General features: G+C 71.6%; 25 protein-coding genes. 16 read left to right on the top strand and 9 right to left on the bottom strand.

Annotated elements, in window-relative coordinates:
- Positions 1–178: 178 nt before the first annotated feature.
- From AA23TX_RS25060 to AA23TX_RS25030, 6 genes are all read left to right on the top strand, one after another.
- The gene (locus AA23TX_RS25060; protein ID WP_155545292.1) at positions 179–688 is read left to right on the top strand and encodes a helix-turn-helix domain-containing protein; all 510 of its coding nucleotides are present in this window, start codon (positions 179–181) and stop codon (positions 686–688) included.
- Positions 689–767: 79 nt separating this feature from the next.
- A complete protein-coding gene (gene uraD / locus AA23TX_RS25055) occupies positions 768–1,247 on the top strand; it encodes a 2-oxo-4-hydroxy-4-carboxy-5-ureidoimidazoline decarboxylase (protein ID WP_155545291.1) in 480 nt (159 codons plus the stop codon).
- Positions 1,244–1,561 (top strand): hydroxyisourate hydrolase, encoded by a 318-nt coding sequence (gene uraH, locus AA23TX_RS25050; RefSeq protein WP_155545290.1) that lies wholly within the window; start codon positions 1,244–1,246, stop codon positions 1,559–1,561. The genes uraD and uraH overlap by 4 nt, the downstream gene beginning before the upstream one ends.
- Before the next feature lie 3 nt (positions 1,562–1,564).
- Entirely contained in the window at positions 1,565–2,446 is an 882-nt protein-coding gene (gene pucL / locus AA23TX_RS25045; RefSeq protein WP_155545289.1) for a factor-independent urate hydroxylase, read from the top strand.
- 718 nt (positions 2,447–3,164) lie between these two features.
- On the top strand, positions 3,165–3,749 hold the full coding sequence (locus AA23TX_RS25035) for a TetR/AcrR family transcriptional regulator (RefSeq protein ID WP_439328777.1): 585 nt from the start codon (positions 3,165–3,167) through the stop codon (positions 3,747–3,749).
- A 112-nt stretch (positions 3,750–3,861) separates the two neighbouring features.
- Complete coding sequence (locus AA23TX_RS25030; protein ID WP_155545288.1) at positions 3,862–5,436, top strand: glycoside hydrolase family 27 protein; 1,575 nt, start codon at positions 3,862–3,864, stop codon at positions 5,434–5,436.
- On the opposite strand, the gene pucD is transcribed toward AA23TX_RS25030, so the two are convergent.
- From pucD to AA23TX_RS25010, 4 genes are read right to left on the bottom strand one after another with little or no spacing between them, the layout of a single operon-like run.
- Positions 5,429–7,684, bottom strand: coding sequence for a xanthine dehydrogenase subunit D (pucD, locus tag AA23TX_RS25025; RefSeq protein ID WP_155545287.1), 2,256 nt, complete (start codon positions 7,682–7,684; stop codon positions 5,429–5,431). The genes AA23TX_RS25030 and pucD overlap by 8 nt on opposite strands.
- Entirely contained in the window at positions 7,681–9,021 is a 1,341-nt protein-coding gene (locus tag AA23TX_RS25020; RefSeq protein WP_155545286.1) for an 8-oxoguanine deaminase, read from the bottom strand. The genes pucD and AA23TX_RS25020 overlap by 4 nt, the downstream gene beginning before the upstream one ends.
- Positions 9,018–9,500 (bottom strand): (2Fe-2S)-binding protein, encoded by a 483-nt coding sequence (locus AA23TX_RS25015; RefSeq protein WP_155545285.1) that lies wholly within the window; start codon positions 9,498–9,500, stop codon positions 9,018–9,020. The genes AA23TX_RS25020 and AA23TX_RS25015 overlap by 4 nt, the downstream gene beginning before the upstream one ends.
- Positions 9,491–10,354, bottom strand: coding sequence for an FAD binding domain-containing protein (locus tag AA23TX_RS25010; protein WP_155545284.1), 864 nt, complete (start codon positions 10,352–10,354; stop codon positions 9,491–9,493). Before AA23TX_RS25010 ends, AA23TX_RS25015 begins: the two co-directional genes overlap by 10 nt.
- A 122-nt stretch (positions 10,355–10,476) precedes the next feature.
- Here AA23TX_RS25010 and AA23TX_RS25005 point away from each other — a divergent pair, with 122 nt between their 5' ends.
- Together AA23TX_RS25005 and AA23TX_RS25000 are read left to right on the top strand one after the other, a co-directional pair.
- Positions 10,477–11,808, top strand: a complete 1,332-nt coding sequence (locus AA23TX_RS25005) for a PucR family transcriptional regulator (protein WP_155545283.1) — start codon at positions 10,477–10,479, stop codon at positions 11,806–11,808.
- Between the two features lie 8 nt (positions 11,809–11,816).
- A complete protein-coding gene (locus AA23TX_RS25000) occupies positions 11,817–12,305 on the top strand; it encodes a MarR family winged helix-turn-helix transcriptional regulator (protein WP_155545282.1) in 489 nt (162 codons plus the stop codon).
- Here the strand turns inward: AA23TX_RS25000 and AA23TX_RS24995 are convergent.
- Positions 12,302–12,628 carry a DoxX family protein gene (locus AA23TX_RS24995; RefSeq protein WP_155545281.1) on the bottom strand — a complete coding sequence of 109 codons (327 nt, stop codon included), beginning with the start codon at positions 12,626–12,628 and terminating at the stop codon, positions 12,302–12,304. The genes AA23TX_RS25000 and AA23TX_RS24995 overlap by 4 nt on opposite strands.
- Positions 12,629–12,684: 56 nt before the next feature.
- Here AA23TX_RS24995 and AA23TX_RS24990 point away from each other — a divergent pair, with 56 nt between their 5' ends.
- Positions 12,685–13,842, top strand: a complete 1,158-nt coding sequence (locus AA23TX_RS24990; protein WP_155545280.1) for a DUF2786 domain-containing protein — start codon at positions 12,685–12,687, stop codon at positions 13,840–13,842.
- A gap of 4 nt (positions 13,843–13,846) precedes the next feature.
- Here the strand turns inward: AA23TX_RS24990 and AA23TX_RS24985 are convergent, their stop codons facing one another.
- A complete protein-coding gene (locus AA23TX_RS24985) occupies positions 13,847–15,034 on the bottom strand; it encodes a DUF6986 family protein (RefSeq protein ID WP_155545279.1) in 1,188 nt (395 codons plus the stop codon).
- The gene (aceB, locus tag AA23TX_RS24980) at positions 15,034–16,611 is read right to left on the bottom strand and encodes a malate synthase A (protein WP_155545278.1); all 1,578 of its coding nucleotides are present in this window, start codon (positions 16,609–16,611) and stop codon (positions 15,034–15,036) included. The genes AA23TX_RS24985 and aceB overlap by 1 nt, the downstream gene beginning before the upstream one ends.
- Before the next feature lie 113 nt (positions 16,612–16,724).
- Between aceB and AA23TX_RS24975 the strand changes: the two genes are divergently transcribed.
- Complete coding sequence (locus AA23TX_RS24975) at positions 16,725–17,501, top strand: IclR family transcriptional regulator (RefSeq protein ID WP_155545277.1); 777 nt, start codon at positions 16,725–16,727, stop codon at positions 17,499–17,501.
- On the opposite strand, the gene AA23TX_RS24970 is transcribed toward AA23TX_RS24975, so the two are convergent.
- Positions 17,498–17,998 carry a GNAT family N-acetyltransferase gene (locus tag AA23TX_RS24970; protein WP_155545276.1) on the bottom strand — a complete coding sequence of 167 codons (501 nt, stop codon included), beginning with the start codon at positions 17,996–17,998 and terminating at the stop codon, positions 17,498–17,500. The two genes, AA23TX_RS24975 and AA23TX_RS24970, sit on opposite strands and share 4 nt — an antisense overlap.
- 146 nt (positions 17,999–18,144) lie before the next feature.
- Here AA23TX_RS24970 and AA23TX_RS24965 point away from each other — a divergent pair, with 146 nt between their 5' ends.
- Positions 18,145–18,615 (top strand): hypothetical protein, encoded by a 471-nt coding sequence (locus AA23TX_RS24965; protein ID WP_155545275.1) that lies wholly within the window; start codon positions 18,145–18,147, stop codon positions 18,613–18,615.
- 40 nt (positions 18,616–18,655) lie between these two features.
- Entirely contained in the window at positions 18,656–19,444 is a 789-nt protein-coding gene (locus AA23TX_RS24960; protein ID WP_155545274.1) for a hypothetical protein, read from the top strand.
- Here the strand turns inward: AA23TX_RS24960 and ftsY are convergent.
- Positions 19,441–20,706 carry a signal recognition particle-docking protein FtsY gene (gene ftsY / locus AA23TX_RS24955; protein ID WP_155545273.1) on the bottom strand — a complete coding sequence of 422 codons (1,266 nt, stop codon included), beginning with the start codon at positions 20,704–20,706 and terminating at the stop codon, positions 19,441–19,443. The genes AA23TX_RS24960 and ftsY overlap by 4 nt on opposite strands.
- A gap of 140 nt (positions 20,707–20,846) precedes the next feature.
- Here ftsY and AA23TX_RS24950 point away from each other — a divergent pair, with 140 nt between their 5' ends.
- From AA23TX_RS24950 to AA23TX_RS24935, 4 genes are all read left to right on the top strand, one after another.
- Positions 20,847–22,055, top strand: coding sequence for an anhydro-N-acetylmuramic acid kinase (locus AA23TX_RS24950; RefSeq protein ID WP_196425518.1), 1,209 nt, complete (start codon positions 20,847–20,849; stop codon positions 22,053–22,055).
- A 21-nt stretch (positions 22,056–22,076) separates the two neighbouring features.
- Positions 22,077–23,642 carry a sodium:solute symporter gene (locus AA23TX_RS24945; protein ID WP_155545272.1) on the top strand — a complete coding sequence of 522 codons (1,566 nt, stop codon included), beginning with the start codon at positions 22,077–22,079 and terminating at the stop codon, positions 23,640–23,642.
- 84 nt (positions 23,643–23,726) lie between these two features.
- The gene (locus AA23TX_RS24940) at positions 23,727–24,227 is read left to right on the top strand and encodes a DUF3455 domain-containing protein (protein ID WP_155545271.1); all 501 of its coding nucleotides are present in this window, start codon (positions 23,727–23,729) and stop codon (positions 24,225–24,227) included.
- Between the two features lie 56 nt (positions 24,228–24,283).
- A complete protein-coding gene (locus AA23TX_RS24935) occupies positions 24,284–24,508 on the top strand; it encodes a hypothetical protein (protein ID WP_155545270.1) in 225 nt (74 codons plus the stop codon).
- The last annotated feature ends 3 nt before the right edge of the window (positions 24,509–24,511 follow it).

Raw genomic sequence — 24,511 nt, 5'->3', positions numbered from 1 at the left:
AGACGGTTTCGCACAACGACAGTAACCACGGCGCGCGCCGCTCGTCAACGACGGACGCGGCACGTCGCCGATCCGAGCGAAAGCAGGCGGAAACGGCCCGGAGCCGGCCGCGCACCGACGCCCGTTCCGCTGTGGCTGCCGGTCGAATCGGCGCCCGTGACCCAGTACGGTCATCCTCGTGCGGCTTGAAGCGGAGTTCACGAGCGAACCGTTCCACGGCGAGGGTTCGCCGCCCGAGCACGCGCTCGCCGCGCGGGACGCCGCCGCGGAAGCGGGACTGGAGACGGACTTCGGGCCGCTCGGGACGCTCGCACGGGGCGAGGCGAAGGAGCTTTTCGAGGCCCTCCCGGCGATCGCGAAGGCGGCGATGGAAGGGGGTGCCACGCAGGTCACCCTGCAGGTACGCCGAGCCGATCCGCGGACCGACGCACCCGCCGTCACGAAGCCCGCACCCGGGGGCGCCGCGCCGGTCGAACTGACCGACGCCCTCGCCCGGCTCATCGCCGATGTCGAACGCGAAGTGGGCGCCAAGCTCGGCGACCTCGACCGGCCCGGCAAGCAGCGCGCCGTCCGGTTGCTGCGTGAACGCGGGGCCTTCGGCCTGCGGAAATCCGTCTCGTCGGTGGCCGACGCGCTGGGGGTCACGCGGTTCACCGTCTACAACTACCTCAACCGGGAAGTGGACTGACCAGCGCTTTCAACAAAATGTTGACGGAACTCCGGCGCCGACGTACGGTCAGCGGGACGCCACTCACGAGGAGTTCCCCGTGCCGCTCACCCTCACCGACTTCAACGCCGCCGACGCCGATGACGTGCGTCCGGCGTTGACCGCCTGCCTCGCCGTCCCCCGATGGGTGGACGCGATTCTCGGCCATCGGCCGTACGAAAGCCGCGATGCGCTGCGAGCTGCCGCCCAGCTGCCCCTGAGCAGCGACGAAATCCGGCAGGCCATGGCCGCCCACCCCCGGATCGGGGAAAAGCCGAAGCAGCACGGCACCGAGGGCGACTGGTCGCGCTCGGAACAGTCCGGTGTGGACAACGCCGATGCCTTCGCCGCCGCGAATGCCGAGTACGAAGCCAAGTTCGGGCACGTCTACCTCGTCTGCGCGAGCGGCCGCAGCGGGGAAGAACTGTTGAAGATCCTCGAAAGCCGGCTGGACAACGACCCCGCGACCGAACTGGCCGTCGCCGGTCGGGAGCTGCTGAAGATCGCCGAACTCCGACTCGCGAAAGCGGTGACCGCGTGAGCCTCGTGACCACCCATGTCCTGGACACGGCGAGCGGGCGCCCCGCGCCGGGGATCGCCGTCCGGTTCGAGACCGCCGAGGGGAAGCCGATCGCCGACGGGCACACCGACGACGACGGCCGCATCCGCGACCTCGGCCCCGAAACCCTGGACCCCGGCGCCTACCGGCTGGTCTTCGACACCGGCGCCTACCTGGGGCCGGACGCCTTCTTCCCGGAGGTGGCCCTCACCTTCCGGATCTCCGACGGCACCGCGCACCACCACGTGCCGCTCCTGCTCAGCCCGTTCGCCTATTCGACCTACCGAGGGAGCTGAACCGTGGCCATCACCCTGGGCCCCAACCAGTACGGCAAGGCGGAGGTCCGCCTGGTGACGGTGCGCCGCGACGGCCCCGTGCACCACCTGAAGGACCTCACCGTCTCGACGTCGCTGCGCGGCGAGCTCGCCGCGACGCACCTCACCGGCGACAACGCGGGCGTGCTCGCGACCGACACGCAGAAGAACACCGTGTACGCCTTCGCGAAGGAGGCGCCGGTCGGCGAGATCGAGGACTTCGCGCTGCGCCTGGCGCGGCACTTCACCGGCACGCAGGGGAACATCACCGGCGCGCGGGTCAAGGTCGACGAGCACGGCTGGGACCGGATCGCCGTCGGCGGCGAGCCGCACGACCACGCGTTCAGCCGTTCCGGCGACGAACGGCGCACGACCGCGGTGACGATCCGCGACGGCCGGGCGTGGGTGGTGTCCGGCATCGACGGCCTGACCCTGCTCAAGTCGACCGGCTCGGAGTTCCACGGCTTCCCGCGCGACGAGTACACGACGCTCGCCGAGACCGACGACCGGATTCTCGCGACGGCTGTCACGGCGAAGTGGCGCTACGAGGGCGAGGGCATCGACTGGGCCGAGAGCCACCGCGAGATCCGGCGGCTGATGCTCGAGACGTTCGCGACGAAGCACAGCCTTTCGCTCCAGCAGACGCTCTACGCGATGGGAGCGGCGGTACTGGAGGCGCGGCCGGAGGTAGCCGAGGTGCGGCTGTCGCTGCCGAACAAGCACCACTTCCTGGTGGACCTGAGCCCGTTCGGGCTGAAGAACGACAACGAAGTGTTCTACGCGGCGGACAGGCCGTACGGCCTGATCGAGGGCACGATCCTGCGCGACGACGCCGAGGACCCGGGCCCGGCTTGGGACATCCACTAGCGGAGGCCCGGCTGCCGCTCTCCCTCCGGCAGGGTTCCGGCAAACGGGGTGCGGGTTGTGTCTTCACGACAGGTGGTGTCGGCCGGTTCTCGATTTACCGGTGCCGCACGGCTTTCGCACAGGTCATCGGCTTCGACGACCACATGATCAGCCCCGGGGTCGTGCCTGCCCGCGGCGACACGACTTCGCCGGCCCCCGCCCTTCCCTGGCAGGGTTCCGGCAAAGTATTTGTGCTGGCATGTGGGTATTCCGAGCAGGGTGAGGGCTCGGGTGGGGTTGCGGGCGGTGCAGCGAAGCGCTTGGGCGATGTTGGTGGCGCCGGTGTGGCGGTGTGCGCTGGTGGCGAGGTTGCGCAGGCTGGCCATGGCGCGGGGTGCGGTGCCGGTGCGGGCCCGGAATTGGTCCTCTTGGTGACGTGGCGGACCGAGTGGAGTTTGTTATCGATGCTTCCGGCCGGGACTTGGCGTTGACCGAGCACTGTTGCCGTTTCGTGGGTGATCGCGGCGAGCACGTGCACTCCAAGCCCCTCCGAGGCGGAACCCCCCGCCCTTCCCTGGGGGACCGGCCCCGCTCCAGTGTATCGGGGGTCGCCGACGGAACCCGGGAAAAGCCGTGGTCGGCACCAGCTTGTCCACATCACCGAACCCCTGTGGACAACCCGGGCCCACGAACCGCCGGAGTCGGTAGAACGCTCTAGTGAGCGCGTATCCTCGGACCCGTGGCAGGGACCAAGGAACGCATCATGGCCGCCGGCGCCGAGCTGTTCCGGCGCAACGGCTACAGCGGTACCGGGCTGAAGCAGATCGTCTCGGAGGCGAACGCTCCCTTCGGGTCGCTCTACCACTTCTTCCCCGGGGGCAAGGAGCAACTCGGCCAGGAGGTCATCCGGACCTCCGGCCTCGCCTACATCCAGCTCTTCGACCTCTTCATCGCGCCCGCGCCCGATCTGGTCAGCGGGGTCGAGGCCTTCTTCGCCGCCGGGATCGCGACGCTCGAAGCCACCGACTACGTCGAAGGCTGCCCGATCGCGACCGTCGCCCTGGAGGTCGCCGCCACCAACGAACCTCTGCGGCAGGCCACCGCCGATGTCTTCACCGCCTGGATCGACGCCGGGACCGAGAGGTTCGCCAAGTTCGGCATCGGCACCGAGGCCGCCCGGACGCTCACCATCACCGCCGTCAACAACCTCGAAGGCGCTTTCGTCCTCTGCCGCTCGCTGCGGGACACCGAGGCCATGGCCGTCGCCGGAGCCGCGACCGTGGACGTCGCCCGGCGACTGCTTCAAGAAAACACGCAACTTTAGTCGGGAATCCAACAAGAATACTCAACATGGCGCTTGACCGCGCAGCAACGGACATCGAAGCTACGCAGTGGTCTAGTCCTCCTGCCTACAACGCCGTCCGGTTGGAGCCGCCATGCGCCGAGTCCTCGCCGTCCTCGCCACCGCCCTCGCGGCGGTGACCCTCGTCAGCACACCCGCCCGCGCCCTCGAGAACGGGCTCGCCCGAACACCCCCGATGGGGTGGAACACGTGGAACACGTTCGAATGCGACATCAACGAGACCCTGGTCAAGCAGACCACCGACCTGATGGTCAGCTCCGGCATGCGCGACCGCGGCTACACCTACGTCAACCTCGACGACTGCTGGATGACCAAGAACCGTGACGCCACGGGCCACCTCGTCGCCGACCCCGGGAAGTTCCCCAGCGGCCTCAAGGCCCTCGGCGACTACATCCACGCGCGCGGGATGAAGTTCGGGATCTACGAGAGCGCCGGCAGCGAGACCTGCCAGCACTACCCCGGCAGCCTCGGCCACGAGCAGACCGACGCGAACAGCTTCGCGAGCTGGGGCGTCGACTACCTCAAGTACGACAACTGCGGCAGCCCCGGCGGGGAAACCCAGCAGGACTACGTCCGCCGCTACTCCGCGATGCGCGACGCCCTGAAGGCCACCGGCCGCCCGATCGCCTACAGCATCTGCGAATGGGGCAACTTCAGCCCGTCGACCTGGGCGCCGGACGTCGGCAACCTGTGGCGCACCACCGGTGACATCACCAACAACTGGGGCAGCATCGACTCGATCTACCGCCAGAACGTCGGGCTCGCCTCCGCCGCGAAACCCGGCGCCTGGAACGACCCCGACATGCTCGAAGTCGGCGACGGCATGGACTTCCAGGAGGACCGCGCCCACTTCACGCTCTGGGCCGCGATGGCCGCGCCGCTGATCGCGGGCGCCGACCTCCGCTCCGCCAGCGTCGCCACCTTCTCGACCTACCTCAACGGCGACGTCATCGCCGTCGACCAGGACCCACTCGGCAAGCAGGCGACGCGGATCTCGTCGAGCGGCGGCCTCGACGTCCTCACGAAACCGCTCCAGGGCGGGGACGTAGCCGTCGTGCTGTTCAACGAAAACGGCACCACAAAAACCGTCTCGACGACGGCCGCCGCGGCCGGGCTGCCCGCCGCGTCGAGCTACCGGCTGACCAACCTGTGGACGAAGGAGCAGACCACGAGCACCGGCGCGATCAGCGCGGACGTGCCGTCGCACGGCACCGTCATCTACCGCGTCAAGGCCGGTGCCACCGGCAGCTCCACCGCCCAGCCGCTGCAGGGCGCGTCGTCGTCGCGCTGCGTCGACATCAACGGCAACGTCACCACGCCCGGCACCAAGGTCGACATCTGGGACTGCGACGGCGGCCCGAACCAGTCCTGGACGTTCACGAGTGCCGGCGAGCTGAAGGCCAACGGCCTCTGCCTCGACGCCAACGAGGGCGGCACGGCGGCCGGGACCAAGCTGATCGTCTGGACCTGTCACGGCGGCGCGAACCAGAAGTTCAAGCTGAACCCCGACGGCTCGATCACCGGCACGCAGACCGGCCTGTGCGTCGACGTCACCGGCGGCGACAAGCCCGCCGGCAACGTCAACGGCACTCAGCTCGAGCTCTGGGGCTGCAACGACGACGCCAACCAGAACTGGCAGCTCAAGTAGCGGTCAGGTGCTCCGGCCGCACCGGGACACGCGCGAGCGCGAGCCCGGTCGCGGCGCGGATCGCCGCCACGATCGCCGGGGTCGACGAGATCGTCGGCGGCTCCCCCACCCCGCGCAGGCCGTACGGCGCGTGCGGGTCCGGGCGCTCCAGGACGTCGATGCTCATCGGCGGCATGTCCAGGACCGTCGGGATCAGGTAGTCGGTGAAGGAGGGGTTCCGGATCTTCCCGCCGGAGGTCTGGATCTCCTCCATCACCGCGAGCCCGAGCCCCTGCGCCGAACCGCCCTGGATCTGGCCCAGCACGGCTTGGGGGTTCAGCGCCTTGCCGACGTCCTGGGCGCAGTCCAGCGCGACCACCTTCACCAGGCCCAGCTCGGTGTCGACGTCCACGACCGCCCGGTGCGCGGCGAACGCGTACTGCACGTGCGCGGTGCCCTGCCCCGTCTCCGGATCCAACGGAGAAGTAGGCCGGTGCCGCCATTCCGTCGTCTCGTCGTAGACGTCGTCGCCGAGAACGTCCACCAGGTCGGCGAGCACCTGACCGTCCTCCGCGACGAGCTTGCCGCCGACGATGCGCGCCTTCCGGCCGAACCGGGAAAGCAGCCGCGACCGCACCGCGCCGCAGGCGGCCTGGACCGCGCCGCCGGTGACGTAGGTCTGGCGTGACGCCGACGTCGAGCCGCCGTTGCCGATCGAGGTGTCCATCGGCAGGATCGTCACCTGGTCAACGCCCAGCTCGGTCCGGACGATCTGCTGCATGATCGTGACGAGCCCCTGGCCGACTTCGCAGGCCGCGGTGTGCACCGTGGCGGCCGGTTCGCCGCCGACGACCTGCAGGCGCACGCGGGCCGTCGAGTAGTCGTCGAAGCCTTCGGAGAAGCAGACGTTCTTGATCCCGACGGCGTACCCGACCCCGCGGACGACACCTTCGCCGTGCGTCGTGTTCGAGACCCCGCCGGGCATGTGCCGCAGGTCGAACGGCCGCTCCGGCGGCATCGGCTTGTCCCGCACCAACCCCAGCAGCTCCGCGACCGGGGCGGCCGAGTCGACGACCTGGCCGGTCGGCATCAGGTCGCCCTCGCTCATCGCGTTGCGGACGCGGATCTCGACCGGGTCCAGCCCGCAGGCCGCGGCGAGCTTGTCCATCTGCGACTCGTACCCGAAGGCGGCCTGCACCGCGCCGAACCCGCGCATCGCGCCGCACGGCGGGTTGTTCGTGTAGGTGCCCCAGCAGTCGACCGACACACTGTCCACTTTGTACGGTCCGACGCCCAGCGTGGCCGCGTTCGCGACGACCGCACCCGTCGAAGACGCGTACGCGCCGCCGTCGAGGTACAGGCGCGTCCGCACGTACACGAGACGGCCGTCGCGGGTGGCGCCGTGCTCGTAGTACATCTTCGCCGGGTGACGGTGCACGTGGCCGTAGAAGGACTCTTCGCGGTTGTAGACCATCTTCACCGGCTTGCCGGTGTGCAAGGCCAGCAAGCACGCGTGCACCTGCATCGACAGGTCCTCGCGACCGCCGAACGCCCCGCCGACGCCGCCGAGGGTCAGCCGCACCTTCTCGGCCGGCAGCCCCAGCGCGGCGACGATCTGCTGCTGGTCGACGTGCAGCCACTGCGTCGCGACGTACAGGTCGACGCCGCCTTCGGTGTCCGGCACGGCGAGCCCGGACTCCGGGCCGAGGAACGCCTGGTCCTGCATGCCGACCTCGTAGACGCCCGAGACGACGACGTCGGCCGAGACGTCCTGGGCACCGTGGCGGATCTTGACGTGCCGGACGACGTTGCCCCCGGAGTGCAGCGAAGGCCCTTCGCCCGCGACAGCCGCTTCGGAGTCCGTCACCGGAGCAAGCTCTTCGTAGGAAACGACGATCCGCTTCATCGCGCGACGCGCCGTCTCCGGGTGGTCGGCGGCGACCAGCGCCACCGGCTCGCCCTGGTAGCGCACGACGTCGGACGCGAGCACCGGCTGGTCGGAGTGCTCCAGGCCGTAGTGGTTGACGCCGGGGACGTCCTCGTGCGTCAGCACCGCGTACACACCGGGCACGGTGAGGGCGTCGGTGATGTCGATCGCCGTGATCCGCGCGTACGGGTGCGGGCTGCGCAGGGTCACGCCCCACACCATGTCCTCGTGCCACAGGTCGGAGGAGTAGGCGAACTCGCCGCGGACCTTGACCGAGCCGTCGGGGCGCTGCGGCGACGTGCCGACGCCGTTGACCGCCTGCGTGCTGACCGTGGTGGTCATCTGCCCTCCCTCAACCGGGCGCTCGCGGCCGCGAGCTCCGACGCGATCCCGGCTTCGTCCGCCTCGCGCAGAGTCCCGTCCTCGACGACGGCCTTGCCGCCGACGAACAGGCGCCGCACCGGCGGCGTGGTGCCGAGCACGAGCGCCGCGACCGGGTCGGTGATCCCCGCGTAGTTCAGGCCGGTCAGGTCCCAGACGGCTAGGTCGGCGAGCTTGCCGGGTTCGATCGACCCGAGGTCGGCGGCCCGGCCCAGGCAGCGGGCACCGCCCATGGTGCCCATCCACAACGCCTCACGCGTGGTGAGGCCGCGCGGGCCGCCGCGCTGGCGGGCCTGCAGCAACGCCTGGTGCAGCTCCTCGCCGAGGCCGCCGGACTCGTTGGACGCGGCCCCGTCGGCGCCGAGGCCGACCGCCACGCCCGCGTCGAGCAGGTCGCGGACGGGGGCGATGCCGGCGCCGATGCGGCCGTTGGACGTCGGGCAGTGCGCCGAGCCGGTGCGGGTCGCGCCGAAGCGGCGGATCGCCTCGGGCGCGAGGTGGATGGTGTGCGCGAGCCAGACGTCTTCCGCGAGCCAGCCCAGCTTGTCGGCGTACTCGGCGGGCGTGCAGCCGACCTCGGCGAGGCACTGCTTCTCCTCGTCGAGGGTCTCGGCGAGGTGCGTGTGCAGGCGGACGCCCTTGTGGCGGGCCAGCTCGGCCGCGCCGGACATCAGCCGCTCGGTGACCGAGAACGGCGAGCACGGGCCCGCGGCGATCTGCAGGTGGGCTTCCGGTGCGGAGTCGTGGAAGCGGTCGATCGCGGCTTCGGTGCCGGTCAGCGCTTCTTCGGTCGACTCGACGAGGTTGTCCGGTGGCAGCCCGCCGTCGGACTCGCCGCGGTCCATGGACCCGCGCACGACGTGCAGCCGGACGCCGATCCGCTGCCGGGCCGCGGCCAGCGCGGCGACCTGGTCGCCGCCGTCGCGGGGGAAGACGTAGTGGTGGTCGGCGACGGTCGTGCACCCGGTCAGGGCGAGCCGGGCCATCCCGGCGGTGCCCGCGGCGTGCGTGATCTCCGCGTCGAGCCGGCCCCAGACCGGGTACAGGGCGACCAGCCACTCGAACAGCGTGTGGTCGGCGGCCATCCCGCGGGTGGCCCACTGGTAGAGGTGGTGGTGGGTGTTGATCAGGCCGGGCGTGACCAGGCAGCCCGAGGCGTCGACGCGCTCGTCGAACTCGCCGGTGTAGACGCCTTCGCCGACTTCGGCGATCCGGTCGTTCTCGACGACGACGTGACCGCTCGCGTATTCCTCACCGCTGACCGTGGCGACCGCGCCACCGGAGATGAGCGTCCTCACGCGACTGTGTCCTTTCCAAGAGGGCCCTTCGCGACCGCGCGCACCGCGTCGAGGATCTTCTCATAGCCGGTGCAGCGGCACAGGTTGCCGGCCAGGGCTTCGCGGATCTCCTCGTCGCTCGGGTCGGGCACGCGGTTCAGCAGGTCGTGCGCGGCGACGACCAGGCCAGGCGTGCAGAACCCACACTGGACCGCGCCGGCGTCCACAAAGGACTGCTGGACGGGGTCCAGCGTGTCGCCGTCGGCCAGCCCCTCGACCGTGCGCACCGCGCGTCCCTCGGCCTGCCCGGCCGCGACCAGGCAGGCGCACACCGGGACGCTGTCGAGGTAGACCGTGCAGGACCCGCATTCGCCCTGCTCACAGGCGTTCTTCGAGCCCGGCAGGCCGAGCCGCTCCCGCAGCACGTAGAGCAGGCTTTCCCCTTCCCAGACGTCGTCCGCCTGCCGTTGCTCGCCGTTGATCTCGACATTCAGGCGCATGCGCGCTCCCCCGTCCGGTGTTCGTCCCAGGCCCAAGTCAACGTACGCCGGGCTAGTACCCCCAACGCGTGCTTCCGATACGCGGCGCTGCCGCGGACGTCGTCGATCGGCGACGCCGCTTCGGCGACCAGCTCGCCGAAGCGGCGCTTCAGCGAGTCCGTCAGCGGTTCGGACGAGCCCCACGGCAGCTCCGCGGCGAGGAACGCCTCGGCGTCACGGGCGTGGCGTGGGGTCGGCGCGGCGGATCCGATCGCGGCACCGACCTGGCCGTCGCGCAGGGCCAGTGCGAACGAGCAGACCGCGATGACCATGGCGTTGCGCGTCCCGACCTTGGCGAACTGCTGCGGCCCGGCGTGCGCGGGCAGGTGAATGGCGGTGATCAGCTCGTCCGGCTCGAGCGCGTGGCGTTTCACCCCGACGTAGAACTCCTCCGCGCGGAGGACCCGGGTCCCCCGGACGGAGGCCACCTCGACCCGCGCGTCCAGGGCCAGCAGCACCGGGTGGGTGTCCCCGGCGGGTGACGCCGCGCCGAGGTTGCCGCCGACCGTGCCGCGGTTGCGGATCTGGGGCGAGCCGACCGTGCGTGACGCCATGGCCAGCGCCGGGACGGATTCACCCAGTTCAGCGATGACGCGGGCGTACGGGACGCCGGCGCCGAGCTGGACAGTGCCGTCCGATGTGGACCACTTCGTCAGCTCGGCCACCCGGGTCAGGTCGAGCAGGGCCTCGGGACGCCGGTAGTCGAAGTTCAGCTCGACCATGACGTCGGTGCCGCCGGCGATCGGCACGGCGGCGGGCCGCTCGGCTTTGAGGGCCAGTGCCTCGGCGAGCGTCGCGGGACGCAGGAACTCCACTCTTGCTCCTTCGTGAAGGGCGATAGACCAGTAGACGCCGGACCGGGGGTGGGCGGCAACGGCACCGACCATGAAACGCACAGGAGCGAAACCCGGGGCGTTTGTGCTTTCCTACAACCCTCATGACGACCGTGAAAACTCTGCTGGGCCTGCCGGGGCTGCGGCTGCGCCCGCTGGCCGGGGCCGACCTCCTCGACCGGCCGGTGACGCGCATCTACGTCACGGAGCTGCCCGATCCCGGACGCTACCTGTCGGCGGGCGAGCTGGTGCTGTCCGGCCTGCTCTGGTGGCGGCGCCCGGGTGACGCCGAGCCGTTCGTGGCCGCGCTGGCCAGGGCGGGCGCCGCGGCGCTGGCCGCGTCCGGCGCCGACTCCGGCGGCATCCCCGCCGAGGTCGTCGAGGCCTGCGAGCGGCACCGGATCCCGCTGCTGGAAGTGCCCACCGACCTGTCGTTCTCGGTGATCACCGAGCAGGTGGTGCTGGCGCTCGCGGCTGCGTCGGAGAGCGCGCGCAAACGTTTGCAGGCCGCCGCGGACGCGCCCGTGGAGACGTTGCTCGAGAGCGCGTCGGCGGAGCTCGGGCTGCCGTGCTGGGTGCTGTCGGGGCTCGGCCGGGTGGTCGCCGGGGCGGCGCCGCTCCCGGTGCCGGCGCCGGACGTCGTCCGCCGGTACGCGGCGAAGGAGTCCGGGTCGCTGACGGTGGTCCCGGTCGAGGGGCGGCACGCCGTGCCGTGGCTGATCGCCGTCGGCGGCCCCCTGAGCACGGCGCAGGCCGAGCTGGCCGAAGAGCTTTCCGGGCTCGTGGGGGTCACCCGGGCCCGCATGGCCGACCCCGAACCCGACTTGCCCGGCGAAGCGCGCGTCGTCGCGTTGCGGACCGAAGGCAGCGACGAGAGCCGGGACGTCCTGCGCGAGCTGCTGCCGGACGGGCTCCTGCTCAAGTCCACAGGGGACACTTCCTTCGCGGCGACCACCTCGTCGCCGTCACCGGCCGAACTGTCCACTGTGGAACCACTGGTGCGGGCCTCGCGGATCCTGTGCGGCGTCAGCGATCCCGCGCCCCGCGAGGAGGCGCGCGACGTCGCGGGTTACGCGCTGGCCGTGGCGGCCCGGCGGACGGGACGCGTCGTGGTCGTGCCGGCCGGCGAGGTGGACGCGCACGAACTGCTGCTGGCCGGAGCCCCGGACGGGCTCCGCGCGGCGCTTCGCCGCCGGGTGCTCGGACCGCTCCTCGAGTACGACGCCGAGCAGCACACGGACCTGGTGCACACGGTGCGGGTGTTCCTGGAGTGCTCGGGCTCGCCGACGCGGGCGGCGAAGGCGCTGCACGTCCACGTCAACACGCTGCGCTACCGCATCGGCCGGGCGGGCGAGCTGCTCGGCGCGGACCTGACCGAGTTCACCGACCAGCTCGACGTCTACCTCGCGTTGCGCGCCGGCGACCAGGCAGGATGATGGGCGACGTGGAACCCGAAATCACTTCGGCCCGGCAGGCGGCGTACGACCCGCGCGTGCTGGCCTTCGGGCGGCTGCAGGGGGCGGCGAACCGGCTGGAGTACCTGCTCGGGCGCGCCCTGGAACGCGAATGCGGGATCACGCACCTGATGTACGAGGTGCTGCTGATCGTGGGCCGCACCGGCACGGACGGGCTGACCATGCGCGCGATCGCGCAGGAGCAGGTGCTCACGACGGGTGGGGCGACCCGGCTGGTCGACCGGATGGAGTCGCTCGGCCTGGTGACGCGGACGGCGCCCCCGCACGACCGGCGCGTCCAGCTCGTGCGGCTGACTCCGCTGGGCGAGGAGACCACGGTGCGGGCGAGCCGGCTGCACGTCGAGAACATCGAGCAGCTGTTCTTCCGGCCGTTGCCGCCGGACCACCGCGACCGGTTCGCCGAGGACCTGCGGACGTTGAGCCACTCCGCGCGCGACGCCCTCCCGCGGCTGCGTTAGAGCAGCGTCGCCGCGGCCAGCCCGAGGAAGACCAGCGGGGCGGCGCCGGTGGCGAGCTTGCCGGCTTTCAGGTGCGCGACGATCGCACCCACGTAGAAGAGGACCAAGCCGATCGCGGCGGCCACGCCCAGCGGCTCGAACCCCAGCAGGCCGGCGAGCAGGCCCGCCGCGCCGGCGAGCTTGAGCGTGCCCAGCAGGGGCAGCCGGCCCGGCGGGACGTCGACCGCTTGCGAGGTGGCCAGGACGAACGGCGCCTTGAGCAGGTCGGCGACGCCGATTCCGGCGTTCAGGACGATCACGGTGAGGACGATGGCGGTGTGCATGCCTTCCCGACGGGGCGGCCGCCGGGAAGGTGACCGGGCTGGGGCACACTCGCCCCGTGGGCAAGCAGAAGCGCCGCGCTCCGGCCGAAGAGACCGCGCGGCCCCGGACCGCCGAAGAGTTCGGCGATGCCCTGCTGGCCGCTGCCTCCGAGACCGCGCGGGGAGTCCGCGGCGCGGCCGGGAAGCGTGCGCACCGGCTGGCGCCGGACTTCGAGCTGCCGGCCGAGGCGGCCGAAGGTGCCCGCCGGGCCGGGCACCTCCTGATCGCCCGCGCCTGCCGGAGCGGCTGGCTGCCCGAAGACCTCGACCAGGCGGCCCGGCGGCGGGTCGACGACTTCGCCCGGTCCTTCGTGCTCGACACCCTGGCCGCGTACGACGGGCAGCGCGACGACGGGGCCGTCCGCTGGTGGACGGCGTCCGAACCGCACCTGCCGCAGTGGACGGCGAAGCACATCCTGACCCCGGCCGAAGCGCTGACCTCCGTCATCGAGGCCCTCGGCTTCCTGATGACCTTGCCGGTCCTGACCCCGCCCGGAACCGCGACGCCGGACCGCCCGGCACACCACGTCGACGAGAAGAAGCTGAGCCGGGTCCGCGCGCTGCTGGCCAAGGCGGAGTCCAGCTCGTTCCCGGAGGAGGCCGAAGCCCTTTCGGCGAAGGCGCAGGAGCTCATGACCCGGTACGCCCTCGACCGCGTGCTGGTCGAGGCCGCCGACGCCGGGCCCGACGTGCCCGCGTCCCGCCGGATCTGGCTCGACACCCCGTACGCCGACGCCAAGTCGCTGCTGGTCCACGTGGTCGCGACGGCGAACCGCTGCCGGGCCGTCTACGACTCGCGCTGGGACTTCGTCACCGTCGTCGGCGACGAGGACGACCTGGACGCCGTCGCGCTGCTGACGACGTCCCTGCTCGTCCAGGCGACGCGGGCGATGATCGCCGACCCGGCCGGCCGGGACCGGGCGTTCCGGAAGTCGTTCCTGGTCTCCTACGCGACCCGGATCGGCGAGCGCCTCGACCAGGCCGCCGCGGCGACGATCGCGAAGTCGGCGGACCCGGACCGGCTGCTGCCGGTGCTGGCGTCGCACGAACGGGCCGTGGAGTCGGCCTTCACCAAGCTCTTCCCCGAGGTGGTGCACAAATCGGTGACCGTGCGCAGCCACGAAGGCTGGGGCGCGGGCCGCGAGGCCGCCGACCGCGCCCGGCTCGGTGAGTGACCCCTCACGCGAGCCGCAGCGCGTACTTCTCCAGCTCGGGCCGCCCGAACGGCAGCTCACTCTCGTCCAGCGCCCCGCAGTCGAGGCCCCGCAGCAGGTACACCGCCAGCGCCTGCGCCGTCGCCGGCTCGTCCAGGACTCCCCCGGCCTGCTTGTCCGCGTACGCCCGCAGCCGCTCCCCGGCGGTGGCAAAGCCCGAGCGGTAGAACGCGTACGTCGCCGCGAAGCGCGTCGGCAGCTGGTGCGGGTGCAGGTCCCAGCCCTGGTAGAAGCCCCGTTCCAGCGACCGGCGGACCAGCCTGAGGTGCTCGGCCCACGCGTCCGGGAGCGCGTCCCCGATCGGGAGCTTGTTGGTCGACCCGTCCGACAGCCGGACGCCGGTGCCCGCCGCCGCGACCTGCATCAGGCCCTTGGCCAGGTCGGCCGCCGGGTGCTCCATGCTCTGGTACGCCGCCGCGATGCCCAGGCCCGCGCTGTAGTCGTACGTTCCGTAGTGCAGGCCCGAGCACCGGCCCGCCGCGGCGCGCACGATCCGCGCCACGGAGAGGGTCCCGTCGAGGTCCACAATGGACTGGGCCGTCTCGATCTGGACCTCGAACCGCAGCGTCCCCGCGGTAAGCCCGTACGCGGATTCCAGGCGCTCCAAGACTTCCGCGGTCACCGCCACCTGCTCGACCGCCGTCACCTTCGGCAGCGTGACGACAAACCCGGGCGGCAGCGGCCCGTTCTCGAGCAGCGAACCCAGGAACAAGTCGAGCGTGCGGATGCCACGACGGCGGGTCGCCGCTTCGAAGCTCTTGAAGCGGATGCCGCAGAACGGCGTCCCGCCGGTCGTGGCCAGGGTCTGGCCCGCCGCCCGCGCGGCCGCGTCCTCGACGTCGTCGGGCACGCGGCCGAAGCCGTCCTCGAAGTCGATCCGCAGGTCCTCGATCGGCTCCGTCAGCAGCTTCGCGCGGACGCGTTCGTACACGGCGTCCTCGACGCCCAGAAGCTCGGCGTGCTCGATGAAGACGCGCATCGCCCGCTTGCCCCAGTCGGCGACCAGGCGCGTGCGGTACTGCGACGCGGGGACGTAGACCGTGTGCACCGGCTGGCGTCCCGGCCGCTCCCCCGGGTACGACGCCGCGACGCGCGCGTCGGCCTCGGCCAAGCGCGCGTCGGCGGCGTCGTAGACGTCTTCGGGAAGACGCACTACTTGATCCGCTCGTAGGCGGGCAGCGTCAGGAAGTCGGGGAACTCGTCGGCCAGCGCGACCTGCTCGAACAGCTCGATCGCCGGCAGCAGCCGGTCGGCGGGCAGCTCGCGGGCGAGCTCGCCGCGGACGTCGGCCAGCACGCCGCGCACCAGCTCCGACGTCACCACGTCGCCGGTGTCCAGCGTGGTCCCGTTCTTGACCCACTGCCAGATCTGCGACCGCGAGATCTCCGCCGTGGCCGCGTCCTCCATCAGGTTGTGGATCGCCGCCGCGCCGTTGCCGCTCAGCCAGGACGCGATGTAGCGGACGCCCACGTCGACCGCGGCGCGCAGGCCGCCCGCCGTCGCGCCGCCCGGCGTCGAGGCGACGTCCAACAGCTGGTCGGCGGTGACGCTCACCTCGTCGCGGGTGCGCTCGAGCTGGTTCGGCCGGTCGCCGAGGACCTTGTCGAACTCCTCCTTGCAGAGCTCGACCATGCCCGGGTGCGCGACCCAGGAGCCGTCGAAGCCGTCGCCGGCCTCGCGGGACTTGTCGGCGTGCACCTTGTCGAACGCGCCCTTGTTGACCTCGGGGTCCTTGCTCGGGATGAACGCGGCCATCCCGCCGATCGCGAACGCGCCGCGCTTGTGGCAGGTGCGCACCAGCAGCTCGGTGTAGGCGCGCATGAACGGCGCGGTCATGGTGACGGAGTTGCGGTCCGGCAGCACGAACTTCTCGCCCGCGTCGCGGAAGTACTTGATCACGCTGAACAGGTAGTCCCAGCGGCCGGCGTTGAGGCCCGACGCGTGCTCGCGCAGCTCGTAGAGGATCTCCTCCATCTCGAACGCGGCCGGGATGGTCTCGATCAGCACGGTCGCGCGGACGGTGCCGTGCTCGATGCCCAGCGCCTTCTCCGAGTGGGTGAAGACGTCGTTCCAGAGCCGCGCTTCGAGGTGGCTCTCCATCTTCGGCAGGTAGAAGTACGGACCCTTGCCGCGCTTCAGCAGCTCCGCCGCGTTGTGGAAGAAGTACAGGCCGAAGTCGACGAGCGCGCCGACCGCTTCGCGGCCGCCGAAGGACAGCCCGCGCTCGGGCAGGTGCCAGCCACGCGGGCGGACCACGATCGTGGCGTGCTCGACGTCGTCCTTGAGCGCGTAGCTCTTGCCGCCGCTCTCCAGCGAGATCGTCTCGCGCACGGCGTCGTACAGGTTGACCTGCCCGGACACGACGTTCGCCCAGTGCGGCGTGTTGGCGTCCTCGAGGTCGGCGAGCCAGACCTTCGCGCCGGAGTTGAGCGCGTTGATGGTCATCTTGCGGCTGGTCGGCCCGGTGATCTCGACGCGGCGGTCCCGCAGCGCGGGCGGGGCGGCGGCGACCTGCCAGTCGCCGTCGCGGATCTCCTTCGTCTCCGGCAGGAAGTCGAGCCTGCCGGTGGTCCGGGCCTCCTCGCGACGCTTGCTCCGCGCCTGGAGCAGCTCGTCGCGACGGCCGGCGAACGCGTCGTGCAGGCCGGCGAGGAAGTCGAGCGCTTCCGGGGTGAGGATCTCGTCGCCGCGCTCGACCGGCTCGCCCAGCACCTGGACTTCAGAAGACATGGGGAAACACCTCGAAGGTTCGGATCTTTGGATAACGGCCCTACGGTTTTCTACCAGCCGGACTATAGTTTCTGCATAGCGGAACCTCAACGCCGACGTAAGGAGGGCCACCGGTGGCAGCGGAGAAGAACGGGCGCGACGGCGGCGTCCAGTCCCTGCAGCGCGCCTTCGAGCTGCTGGAACACCTCGCCGACACCGGCGGGGAGGCAAGCCTGTCGGAGCTCGCGACGCTGTCCGGGCTGCCGATGCCGACGATCCACCGGCTCATCCGCACCCTGGTCGACCTGGGGTACGTGCGGCAGAACACGAACCGCCGGTACGCGCTGGGCGCGCGGCTGATCCGGCTGGGCGAGAACGCGAGCATGCAGTTCGGCGCGTGGGCCCGGCCGCTGCTGGCGGAGCTGGTCGAGGAGGTCGGCGAGACGGCGAACCTCGCGGTCCTGGAGCGCGACGAGGTCGTGTACGTGGCCCAGGTGCCCTCGAAGCACTCGATGCGGATGTTCACCGAGGTCGGTCGGCGGCTGCTGCCGCACGGCACCGGGGTGGGCAAGGCGATGCTGGCCCACCTGCCGGCGTCCGACGTGCGCTCGCTGTTGGAGCGGACCGGGATGCCGGCCTACACCGAGCACACGTTCACCGACGCGGACGCTCTGGCCGTCGAGCTGGCCCGGATCGCTTCGCAGGGGTACGCGCTCGACGAGGCGGAGCAGGAGCTGGGCGTCCGGTGCGTCGCGGTGGCGGTGCCGGGGGCGCCGGTACCGGCCGCGGTGTCGGTGTCCGGGCCGTCCGGGCGGCTGACCGCCGAGGCGGTGGCGCACATCGCCCCGGCGGTGCAGCGGGTGGCGGACGCCCTGGGCGCGAGCCTCTCCCAGGCGACCGTCACGGTCTAGGTCAGCTCACCCTTCAGCAGGTCCATGAGCAGGCCGTCGTGCCAGGTGCCGTCCGGGGCGCGCTCGTAGTCGCGCAGCAGGCCGACCGGGCGGAACCCCACCTTCGTGTACACCCGGATCGCCGTCTCGTTCGACGCCGCCGGGTCGATCGTCAGGCGGTGGTGCCCCTGCTCCAGCAGGTGGCGGGCCAGGGCGCGCAGGGCGTCCGTGCCGACGCCGCGGCCGTGGAAGCCCGGGTGCACCGAGATGTCGATGCCCGCGTGCTTGTACTGCGGGTCGAGTTCCTCGCAGCTCTGGATCAGCCCGACGACCACGCCGTCGAGTTCGATGGCGTAGCACGTGAACCCGTCCTCGACGGTGTACAGGCCTTCGGTCTCGTGGTCGGGGTCGCCCCACCAGCGGGCGACCTCCGGGGTGGCTAGGATCTCGCGCAAACGGGCGCGGTCCGCTGCGACGATCGGGCGCAACCGCACCCGTTCGCCGGTGATGACGGTCATGATGGGTCCTCTCTCGTAGCGAATGACGGCTTCGGGGCGTCTGTTACGAGGAGGGGCACGGGCGAAAAGCGCGCTGCGTCAACCGGGCATGCCGGGAGTGTGCGCCGCGCGCGGGCGCCCGTCACCTGAATATCGCCGGAGGCCGCATGGACACGCACACCGGCGCTCTGACCTGGCTCGCACAGGGTGCCGCTTCGAACCTGCTGGACCGCCTGGTCGACCGCGCGCTCGACGGCTCGCCGCCGACGCCCGCGTGGCCACGCCCGCCCAAGACCGCGGCGGGGACGGTCGAAATCACCGTGCGGCACCACGCCGCCGCGAAGGGGCGCACGCCGGTGATCCTGACGCTGCAGGAGAACGGCAGCCGCACGGGCACGGTGTTCTCGGTCGTCCTGGGGAACACGGCCCGCATCGCGGTCCCGGGCGGCGACTACTTCGGCGCCGCGATGGTGGTCGACCCGCGCCGCCGCACCCTGCAGGGCATCGGCTGGTCGCGGCTGACCGTGGCGGCTCACCGGACGTCCCCGTGCCTCATCCCGGCGAACCGCCCGACGGCGCCGGTGCTGCTGCAGCTGGGCCTGCGCAAGGCGGACGGGACACCGCTCTTCCGGCTCTGACACCGGTAAAAATCGGGGTCCGGGTTCCGGAGGGGGAGGAATGCCCGAACTGTTCGTGGCGCCGCTCGCCTGGCTGGGTCAGAAGGCGGCCGACGTCATCGTCGGCCAGCTCGTCGAGAAGGGCGTGGACCGGCTCACCGACCGGTTCGCCGACCCGCGGCGGAAGACGGTCGTCGTACCCCAGACGCCGGCCGCGCCCACCCGGCACCTGCGCGGGAACGTGACCAGCGACATCGTCGTGCGACACGTGCAGGCAGTGGGTGCTGCTGACCTTCCAGCCGACCCCGCCGGCCGGCGAGCGGACGTCGGGCACGACGGTGCCGATGGTGCTCGGCGAGACCGCGCATCTGACGCTGCACGCGGCGACTACCTGATCGGCGCCCTGGTGCTCGATCCGCCGGAGGATCTCCGCGGCAAACCGGTGCTGCGCGACGTCGGCGCGGTCCGCCACTGGGTGGCCGGCACCGACACCGACCAGCTGACCATCGAGACCACCGAGCCGACGACGGAGCTGCTCGAGCGGCTCGGGCTGCAGATGCCCGACGGCTCCGGCCCCTTCCGGCCGGGGCCACCGAAGGCGGCCGCGCCACCCCGACAGCTCACGGCCGCACCCGGACTCCAGGCGCGGCGGGAGGCGGTTTCGCGACTGCTCGCCCAGGCGAAAACCGGTGCGGCCCCGCAGTGCCGAGCCGCGACTTCCGACTTCGGCCCCCGCTGCACCTCCCGGGCCCGCGTCCCCGGCAAGAACGGGCTGTGCCAGTTCCACCATTCCGCGGTGACACTGGGCGAGACCGTGTACGAGTGGTCGAGCGGGAAACCGATCACTTAGCCGAGCAGGGCGTCCACGAAGGCACCCGGCTCGAACGGGGCCAGGTCGTCCGGGCCCTCGCCGAGGCCGACCAGCTTCACCGGCACCCCCAGCTCGCGCTGGACCTGGAACACGATGCCGCCCTTGGCGGTGCCGTCCAGCTTCGTCAGGACGATGCCCGTGACGTCGATGACCTCGGCGAACACGCGCGCCTGCATCAGGCCGTTCTGGCCCGTCGTCGCGTCCAGCACCAGCAGGACCTCGTCGACCTTCGCCTGCTTCTCGACGACGCGCTTGACCTTGCCCAGCTCGTCCATCAGGCCCGTCTTCGTGTGGAGCCGGCCCGCCGTGTCGACCAGGACCGCGTCGACCCCGGTGTCGATGCCCCGCTTCACCGCGTCGAACGCCACCGCCGCCGGGTCCGCGCCTTCCTTGCCGCGCACGACCTCCGCGCCCACGCGCTCGGCCCACGTCTGGAGCTGGTCGGCCGCCGCCGCGCGGAACGTGTCCGCCGCGCCCAGCACCACCGTCTTGTCCTGGGCCACGAGAACCCTGGCGAGCTTGCCCGTGGTCGTCGTCTTGCCCGTGCCGTTGACGCCCGCCACCAGGACCACGGCGGGCTGCTTCTTGCCGTCGACGATGTGCGGCAGCGCCCGCACCGCGCGCTCGCTGTCGGTCGACAGCTGCGCCGTCAGCACCTCGTGCAGCACCTCGCGCGCCTCGGCCGACGACCGGATCGCGCGCCGGGACAGTTCGTCGCGCAGCCGCTCGACGATCTGGGTCGTGGTGGCCGCGCCGAGGTCGGCCATCAGCAGCGTGTCTTCGACGTCCTGCCAGGAGTCCTCGTCCAGGTCACCGGCGCCGAGCAGGCCCAGCAGGCTCGTCCCGAACACCGACCGCGACTTCGACAGCCGGCCGCGCAGCCGCTCGAGGCGGCCGGTCGCGGGGTCGATCTCCTCGGCCACCGGGGCGGGCTCTTCGGGGAGCTTGACGTCGCGCACCGTGCGCTGCGCCGAGTCGCGCGGCACCGCCGCGTCGTCGCCCACCGCGGGCTGGCCCTCGGTCTCGGGCCGGTCTTCGACGGGGTGCTCGACCTCGGTCCCGCCGGGCGCGAGCGCGATGCCCCCGCTGGCCGCGTAGGAGCCGCCCTTCGGTTTCTCCTCGACCTCGCGCCGGCTCTCCAAGGTGATCCGGCGCCGGCGCGCGACCAGCAGGCCGGTCACCAGGAGGGCGACCAGCACGACGACAGCGAGGACTACGAACAGGAACCAGGTGCTCGACACCGCCCCATCCTTTCATCCGCACCGCGGCGTCCCGGACACCCCGCCCGCACAGGCAATTCATAACGACGTAGGTCCCGATTGGGCCAAGACTTCACGATGTGGGGTTGCGCCACCGGAGACCCTGCACTAAACCCCTCCGGATGGGGAAAAGCGCGAGCCACAGCTTCCGGGTGATCGGGCTCATTTCGGGCACCTCGGTCGACGGCATCGACGTGGCCGCCGCCGACCTGCACGCCGAGGACGGCACGGTGGTCCTCACCCCGCTCGGCGAGCTCGACGTCCCCTACCCCGAACCGCTGCGCGAAGGCCTGCTCGCCGCGTTGCCGCCGAACCCCTGCACCGCCGGCGAGCTGACGCGGCTCGACACCGGCGTCGGCCAGGCGTTCGCCGACGCGGCCGCGCGCGGTGCCGAAGAACTCGCCGGCGGCACCGCGGACCTCGTCGCGTCGCTGGGCCAGACGGTGTTCCACTGGGTCGAGGACGGCCACGTCCACGGCACGCTGCAGCTCGGCCAGCCCGCCTGGATCGCCGAGCGCACCGGGCTGCCGGTCCTGGCCGACCTGCGGGCCCGGGACGTCGCCGCGGGCGGCCACGGCGCGCCCCTGGCGAGCACGTTCGACCAGCTGTGGCTGCGCGGTCTCGCCCAGGACGCCGGGCGCCCGGTCGCCGCGCTCAACCTCGGTGGCATCGCGAACATCACCGTCGTCACCGACGGCGAACCGGCGATCGCCTACGACACCGGGCCCGCCAACGCGCTGCTCGACGTCGCGGCCCACCGCGTCACCGGGCAGCGCAGCGACGTCGACGGCCGGCTCGCGCTCGGCGGTTCGGTGCGCTCCGACCTGCTCGCCCGGCTGCTCGACGACCCGTACTTCGCCGCCGCGCCGCCGAAGTCCACCGGCAAGGAGTACTTCAACGCGCCCTACCTCGACGCCGCCCTCGCCGGGCTGCCGCCGGTCGACCCCGGTGACCTCCTGGCGACGCTGACGGAGCTCACCGCGGTGAGCGTCGCCGGCGAGTGCCGGCGCCACGGCGTCACGACGGTCGTCGCCTCCGGTGGCGGCGTCGCGAACCCGGCCGTGATGACGGCGCTGGCGCGGAACCTGCCGGAAGCCGTGCTGAAGACCAGCGACGACCTCGGCCTGCCCGGCGCCGGCAAGGAGGCGTACCTCACCGCGCTGCTCGGCTGGCTCACCTGGTGCGGCGTGCCCGGTACGGTGCCGTCCGCGACCGGTGCCCGCGGGCCGCGCCTGCTCGGCGCGCTCGTCCCGGGCGCCGGGCCCCTGAACCTTCCCGCCCCGCTGGGGGGCACCGTGACGCGGTTGCGAGTCGCGGAGAAGGCCGGATGAAGATGACAGTAGGAGAAGTCCATGCGCGGTGTTGACCTCGCCATCATCGTGGTCTACCTGGCGGCGATGCCGCTGATAGGCGTGCTCGTCGGCCGCAAGCAACGGTCGGCGGCCGACTACTTCGTCGGCGAGCGCAGCCTCCCGTGGGGTGCGGTGATGCTGTCCGTGGTGGCCACGGAGACCTCGACGCTCACCGTGATCAGCACGCCGGGTCTCGTCTTCGGCAACGCGTTCCTGTTCCTGCAGCTGGCCTTCGGCTACATCATCGGCCGGACGATCGCCGCGTTCGTGCTGCTGCCGCGGTACTTCAAGGGCAACCTCGTGAGCGCGTACGCGTTCCTGGGCAAGCGGTTCGGGTCCGGGCTGCAGGGCACGGCGTCGGTGACGTTCGTGATCACGCGGCTGCTCGCCGAAGGTGTCCGCCTGTTCGCCGGCGCGATCCCGATCAAGGTGATCCTCGGGCACTACAACATCCACCTGGACTACTGGGTGATCGTGGTGATCCTGACCGCGCTGACGCTGATCTACGCCTACATCGGCGGGATCAAGGCCGTCGTGTGGGTCGACGTCATCCAGCTCACGCTCTACCTCGGCGGCGCGGCGGTGGCCGCGATCGTGCTGCTGAACAAGCTGCCGGGTGACTGGATGAGCCAGGCGTCCGACGACGGCAAGTTCATGCTCGTCGACTTCTCTAAGAACCTGCTGACCAGCCCGTACGCCTTCATCACGGCGGTGCTCGGCGGCGCGGCGCTGTCCATGGCCTCGCACGGCGCCGACCAGCTGATCGCGCAGCGGCTGATGGCCACGCGCAGCCTGCGCGACGGCCAGAAGGCGCTCATCGGCAGTGGCATCATCGTCACCATCCAGTTCGCGCTGTTCCTGCTGGTCGGGGCGATGCTGTGGGTGTTCAACGGCCGCAAGTCGGTCGCGCAGCTCGGCCTGCAGAGCCCGGACGACGTGTTCTCGCGGTTCATCATCGACGACCTGCCGGTCGGCGTCTCGGGCCTGCTCATCGCGGGCGTGCTCGCGTCGACCATGGGCGCGTTGGCTTCGGCGCTCAACGCCCTTTCGACGTCGACCGTGGCCGACCTCTACCAGCGGTTCACCAAGCGCTCGCCGGAGGATTCGAAGCTGCTCCAGCACGGCCGCATGTGGACGCTGATCTGGGCGGTCGTGTTCGCGCTCTTCGCGTCGCTGTTCTCCACCACGAAGAACTCGGTGATCGAGCTGGGCCTGGCCATCACCGGGTACACCTACGGCGCACTGCTCGGGTCGTTCCTGCTCGGCCTGCTGATCAAGAAGGCCCGGCAGCTGGACGCGATCATCGCGTTCGTCGCCACGGTCGTGGTGATGGCGTTCGTGATCCTCGGGGTGAAGTTCAGCGCGAAGACCGGCGGGTTCATCGGGATCGACTTCTCGAAGGCGGCCGGCGATCGCGTGGCTCTCGCCTACCCCTGGTACACGCTGCTGGGCGTGGTGATCACGCTGGTCGTGGGCGGGTTGCTTTCGCTGCGGCACCGGACGCCGGACCCGAAGGCGGCCGAGGCCAACGCAGTCGGTGAAGCGGAAGAGGTCCCCGCCGCCTGATCCTTTTGAACCGTTTCCGGCGGGCTCCCGTGTCGAGGTGCGGGAGCCCGCCGAGAAGCGGCGGGAGGAATCGAAGGTGGGTTCATGAAGCGGATGACGGTGGCGCTCGCGATCGGCGCCCTGCTGGTCGGCGGCGCGGCGACGGCTTCGGCCAGCCCGGCGGGCCCGAAGGTGCCGGCCGCGATCAAGGTCCCGGCCGGCAACCACGCGCTGGCGACGTTCCCGGCCGAGGGCGTGCAGATCTACGGGTGCACCGCGGGCGCGTGGACGCTGATCCAGCCCGCGGCGGTGCTGTCGAAACACGGCAAGCCGGTGGCACTGCACAGCAAGGGTCCGGTGTGGACGTCCATTGTGGACGGCAGCACGGTCGGCGCGGCGGCGGTGGCCACCGCCCCGCGGGACGGCGCGATCCCGGAGGTGCTGCTCAAGGCGAACCTCAACACGGGTGACGGGATCTTCGGCAAGGTGACCTACGTCCAGCGCCTGAACACGCGCGGCGGCCTCGCCCCGGCCGGGACCTGCACGGACGGCGCGCAGACGGCGGCCCGCTACTCGGCCGACTACGCCTTCTGGGTCGCCGACTAAGGGGATGTGACCGCCCTCCCGCTCCCGTAACCTGGGAGCGGGAGAGGGGGTCTCACATGGGGTTCTTCATCGGCATCGGCGTGGTCCTCGCCGTGCTGCTCGTCATCGGCCTGGTCATGGACCGGCTCGACCGCAAGCGCGGGGTCAAGCACGGCATGCTCCGGCCCGGCGGTCGGCGCCCGAACATCGGCGACGCCGGCAGCGTCGGCAACGACCTGAGCACCTACGAGCCGCGCGTGCGGGGCGACGACCGCCGCGCGCCGCGCGAAGACGACATGTGACGC

Origin of the sequence: Amycolatopsis camponoti (assembly GCF_902497555.1) — a bacterium.
GTDB classification, from domain to species: domain Bacteria; phylum Actinomycetota; class Actinomycetes; order Mycobacteriales; family Pseudonocardiaceae; genus Amycolatopsis; species Amycolatopsis camponoti.
This window is presented reverse-complemented; position numbering and strand designations above follow the sequence as displayed.

Excerpts from the sequence above, each read along its gene's own strand:
- AA23TX_RS25030 (WP_155545288.1), top strand. The coding sequence starts at position 3,862 with ATGCGCCGAGTCCTCGCCGTCCTCGCCACCGCCCTCGCGGCGGTGACC.
- pucD (WP_155545287.1), bottom strand. The coding sequence starts at position 7,684 with ATGACCACCACGGTCAGCACGCAGGCGGTCAACGGCGTCGGCACGTCG.
- AA23TX_RS25015 (WP_155545285.1), bottom strand. The coding sequence starts at position 9,500 with ATGCGCCTGAATGTCGAGATCAACGGCGAGCAACGGCAGGCGGACGAC.
- AA23TX_RS25005 (WP_155545283.1), top strand. The coding sequence starts at position 10,477 with ATGACGACCGTGAAAACTCTGCTGGGCCTGCCGGGGCTGCGGCTGCGC.
- AA23TX_RS24995 (WP_155545281.1), bottom strand. The coding sequence starts at position 12,628 with ATGCACACCGCCATCGTCCTCACCGTGATCGTCCTGAACGCCGGAATC.
- aceB (WP_155545278.1), bottom strand. The coding sequence starts at position 16,611 with ATGTCTTCTGAAGTCCAGGTGCTGGGCGAGCCGGTCGAGCGCGGCGAC.
- AA23TX_RS24970 (WP_155545276.1), bottom strand. The coding sequence starts at position 17,998 with ATGACCGTCATCACCGGCGAACGGGTGCGGTTGCGCCCGATCGTCGCA.
- AA23TX_RS24965 (WP_155545275.1), top strand. The coding sequence starts at position 18,145 with ATGGACACGCACACCGGCGCTCTGACCTGGCTCGCACAGGGTGCCGCT.
- AA23TX_RS24960 (WP_155545274.1), top strand. The coding sequence starts at position 18,656 with ATGCCCGAACTGTTCGTGGCGCCGCTCGCCTGGCTGGGTCAGAAGGCG.
- AA23TX_RS24950 (WP_196425518.1), top strand. The coding sequence starts at position 20,847 with ATGGGGAAAAGCGCGAGCCACAGCTTCCGGGTGATCGGGCTCATTTCG.
- AA23TX_RS24945 (WP_155545272.1), top strand. The coding sequence starts at position 22,077 with ATGCGCGGTGTTGACCTCGCCATCATCGTGGTCTACCTGGCGGCGATG.
- AA23TX_RS24940 (WP_155545271.1), top strand. The coding sequence starts at position 23,727 with ATGAAGCGGATGACGGTGGCGCTCGCGATCGGCGCCCTGCTGGTCGGC.
- AA23TX_RS24935 (WP_155545270.1), top strand. The coding sequence starts at position 24,284 with ATGGGGTTCTTCATCGGCATCGGCGTGGTCCTCGCCGTGCTGCTCGTC.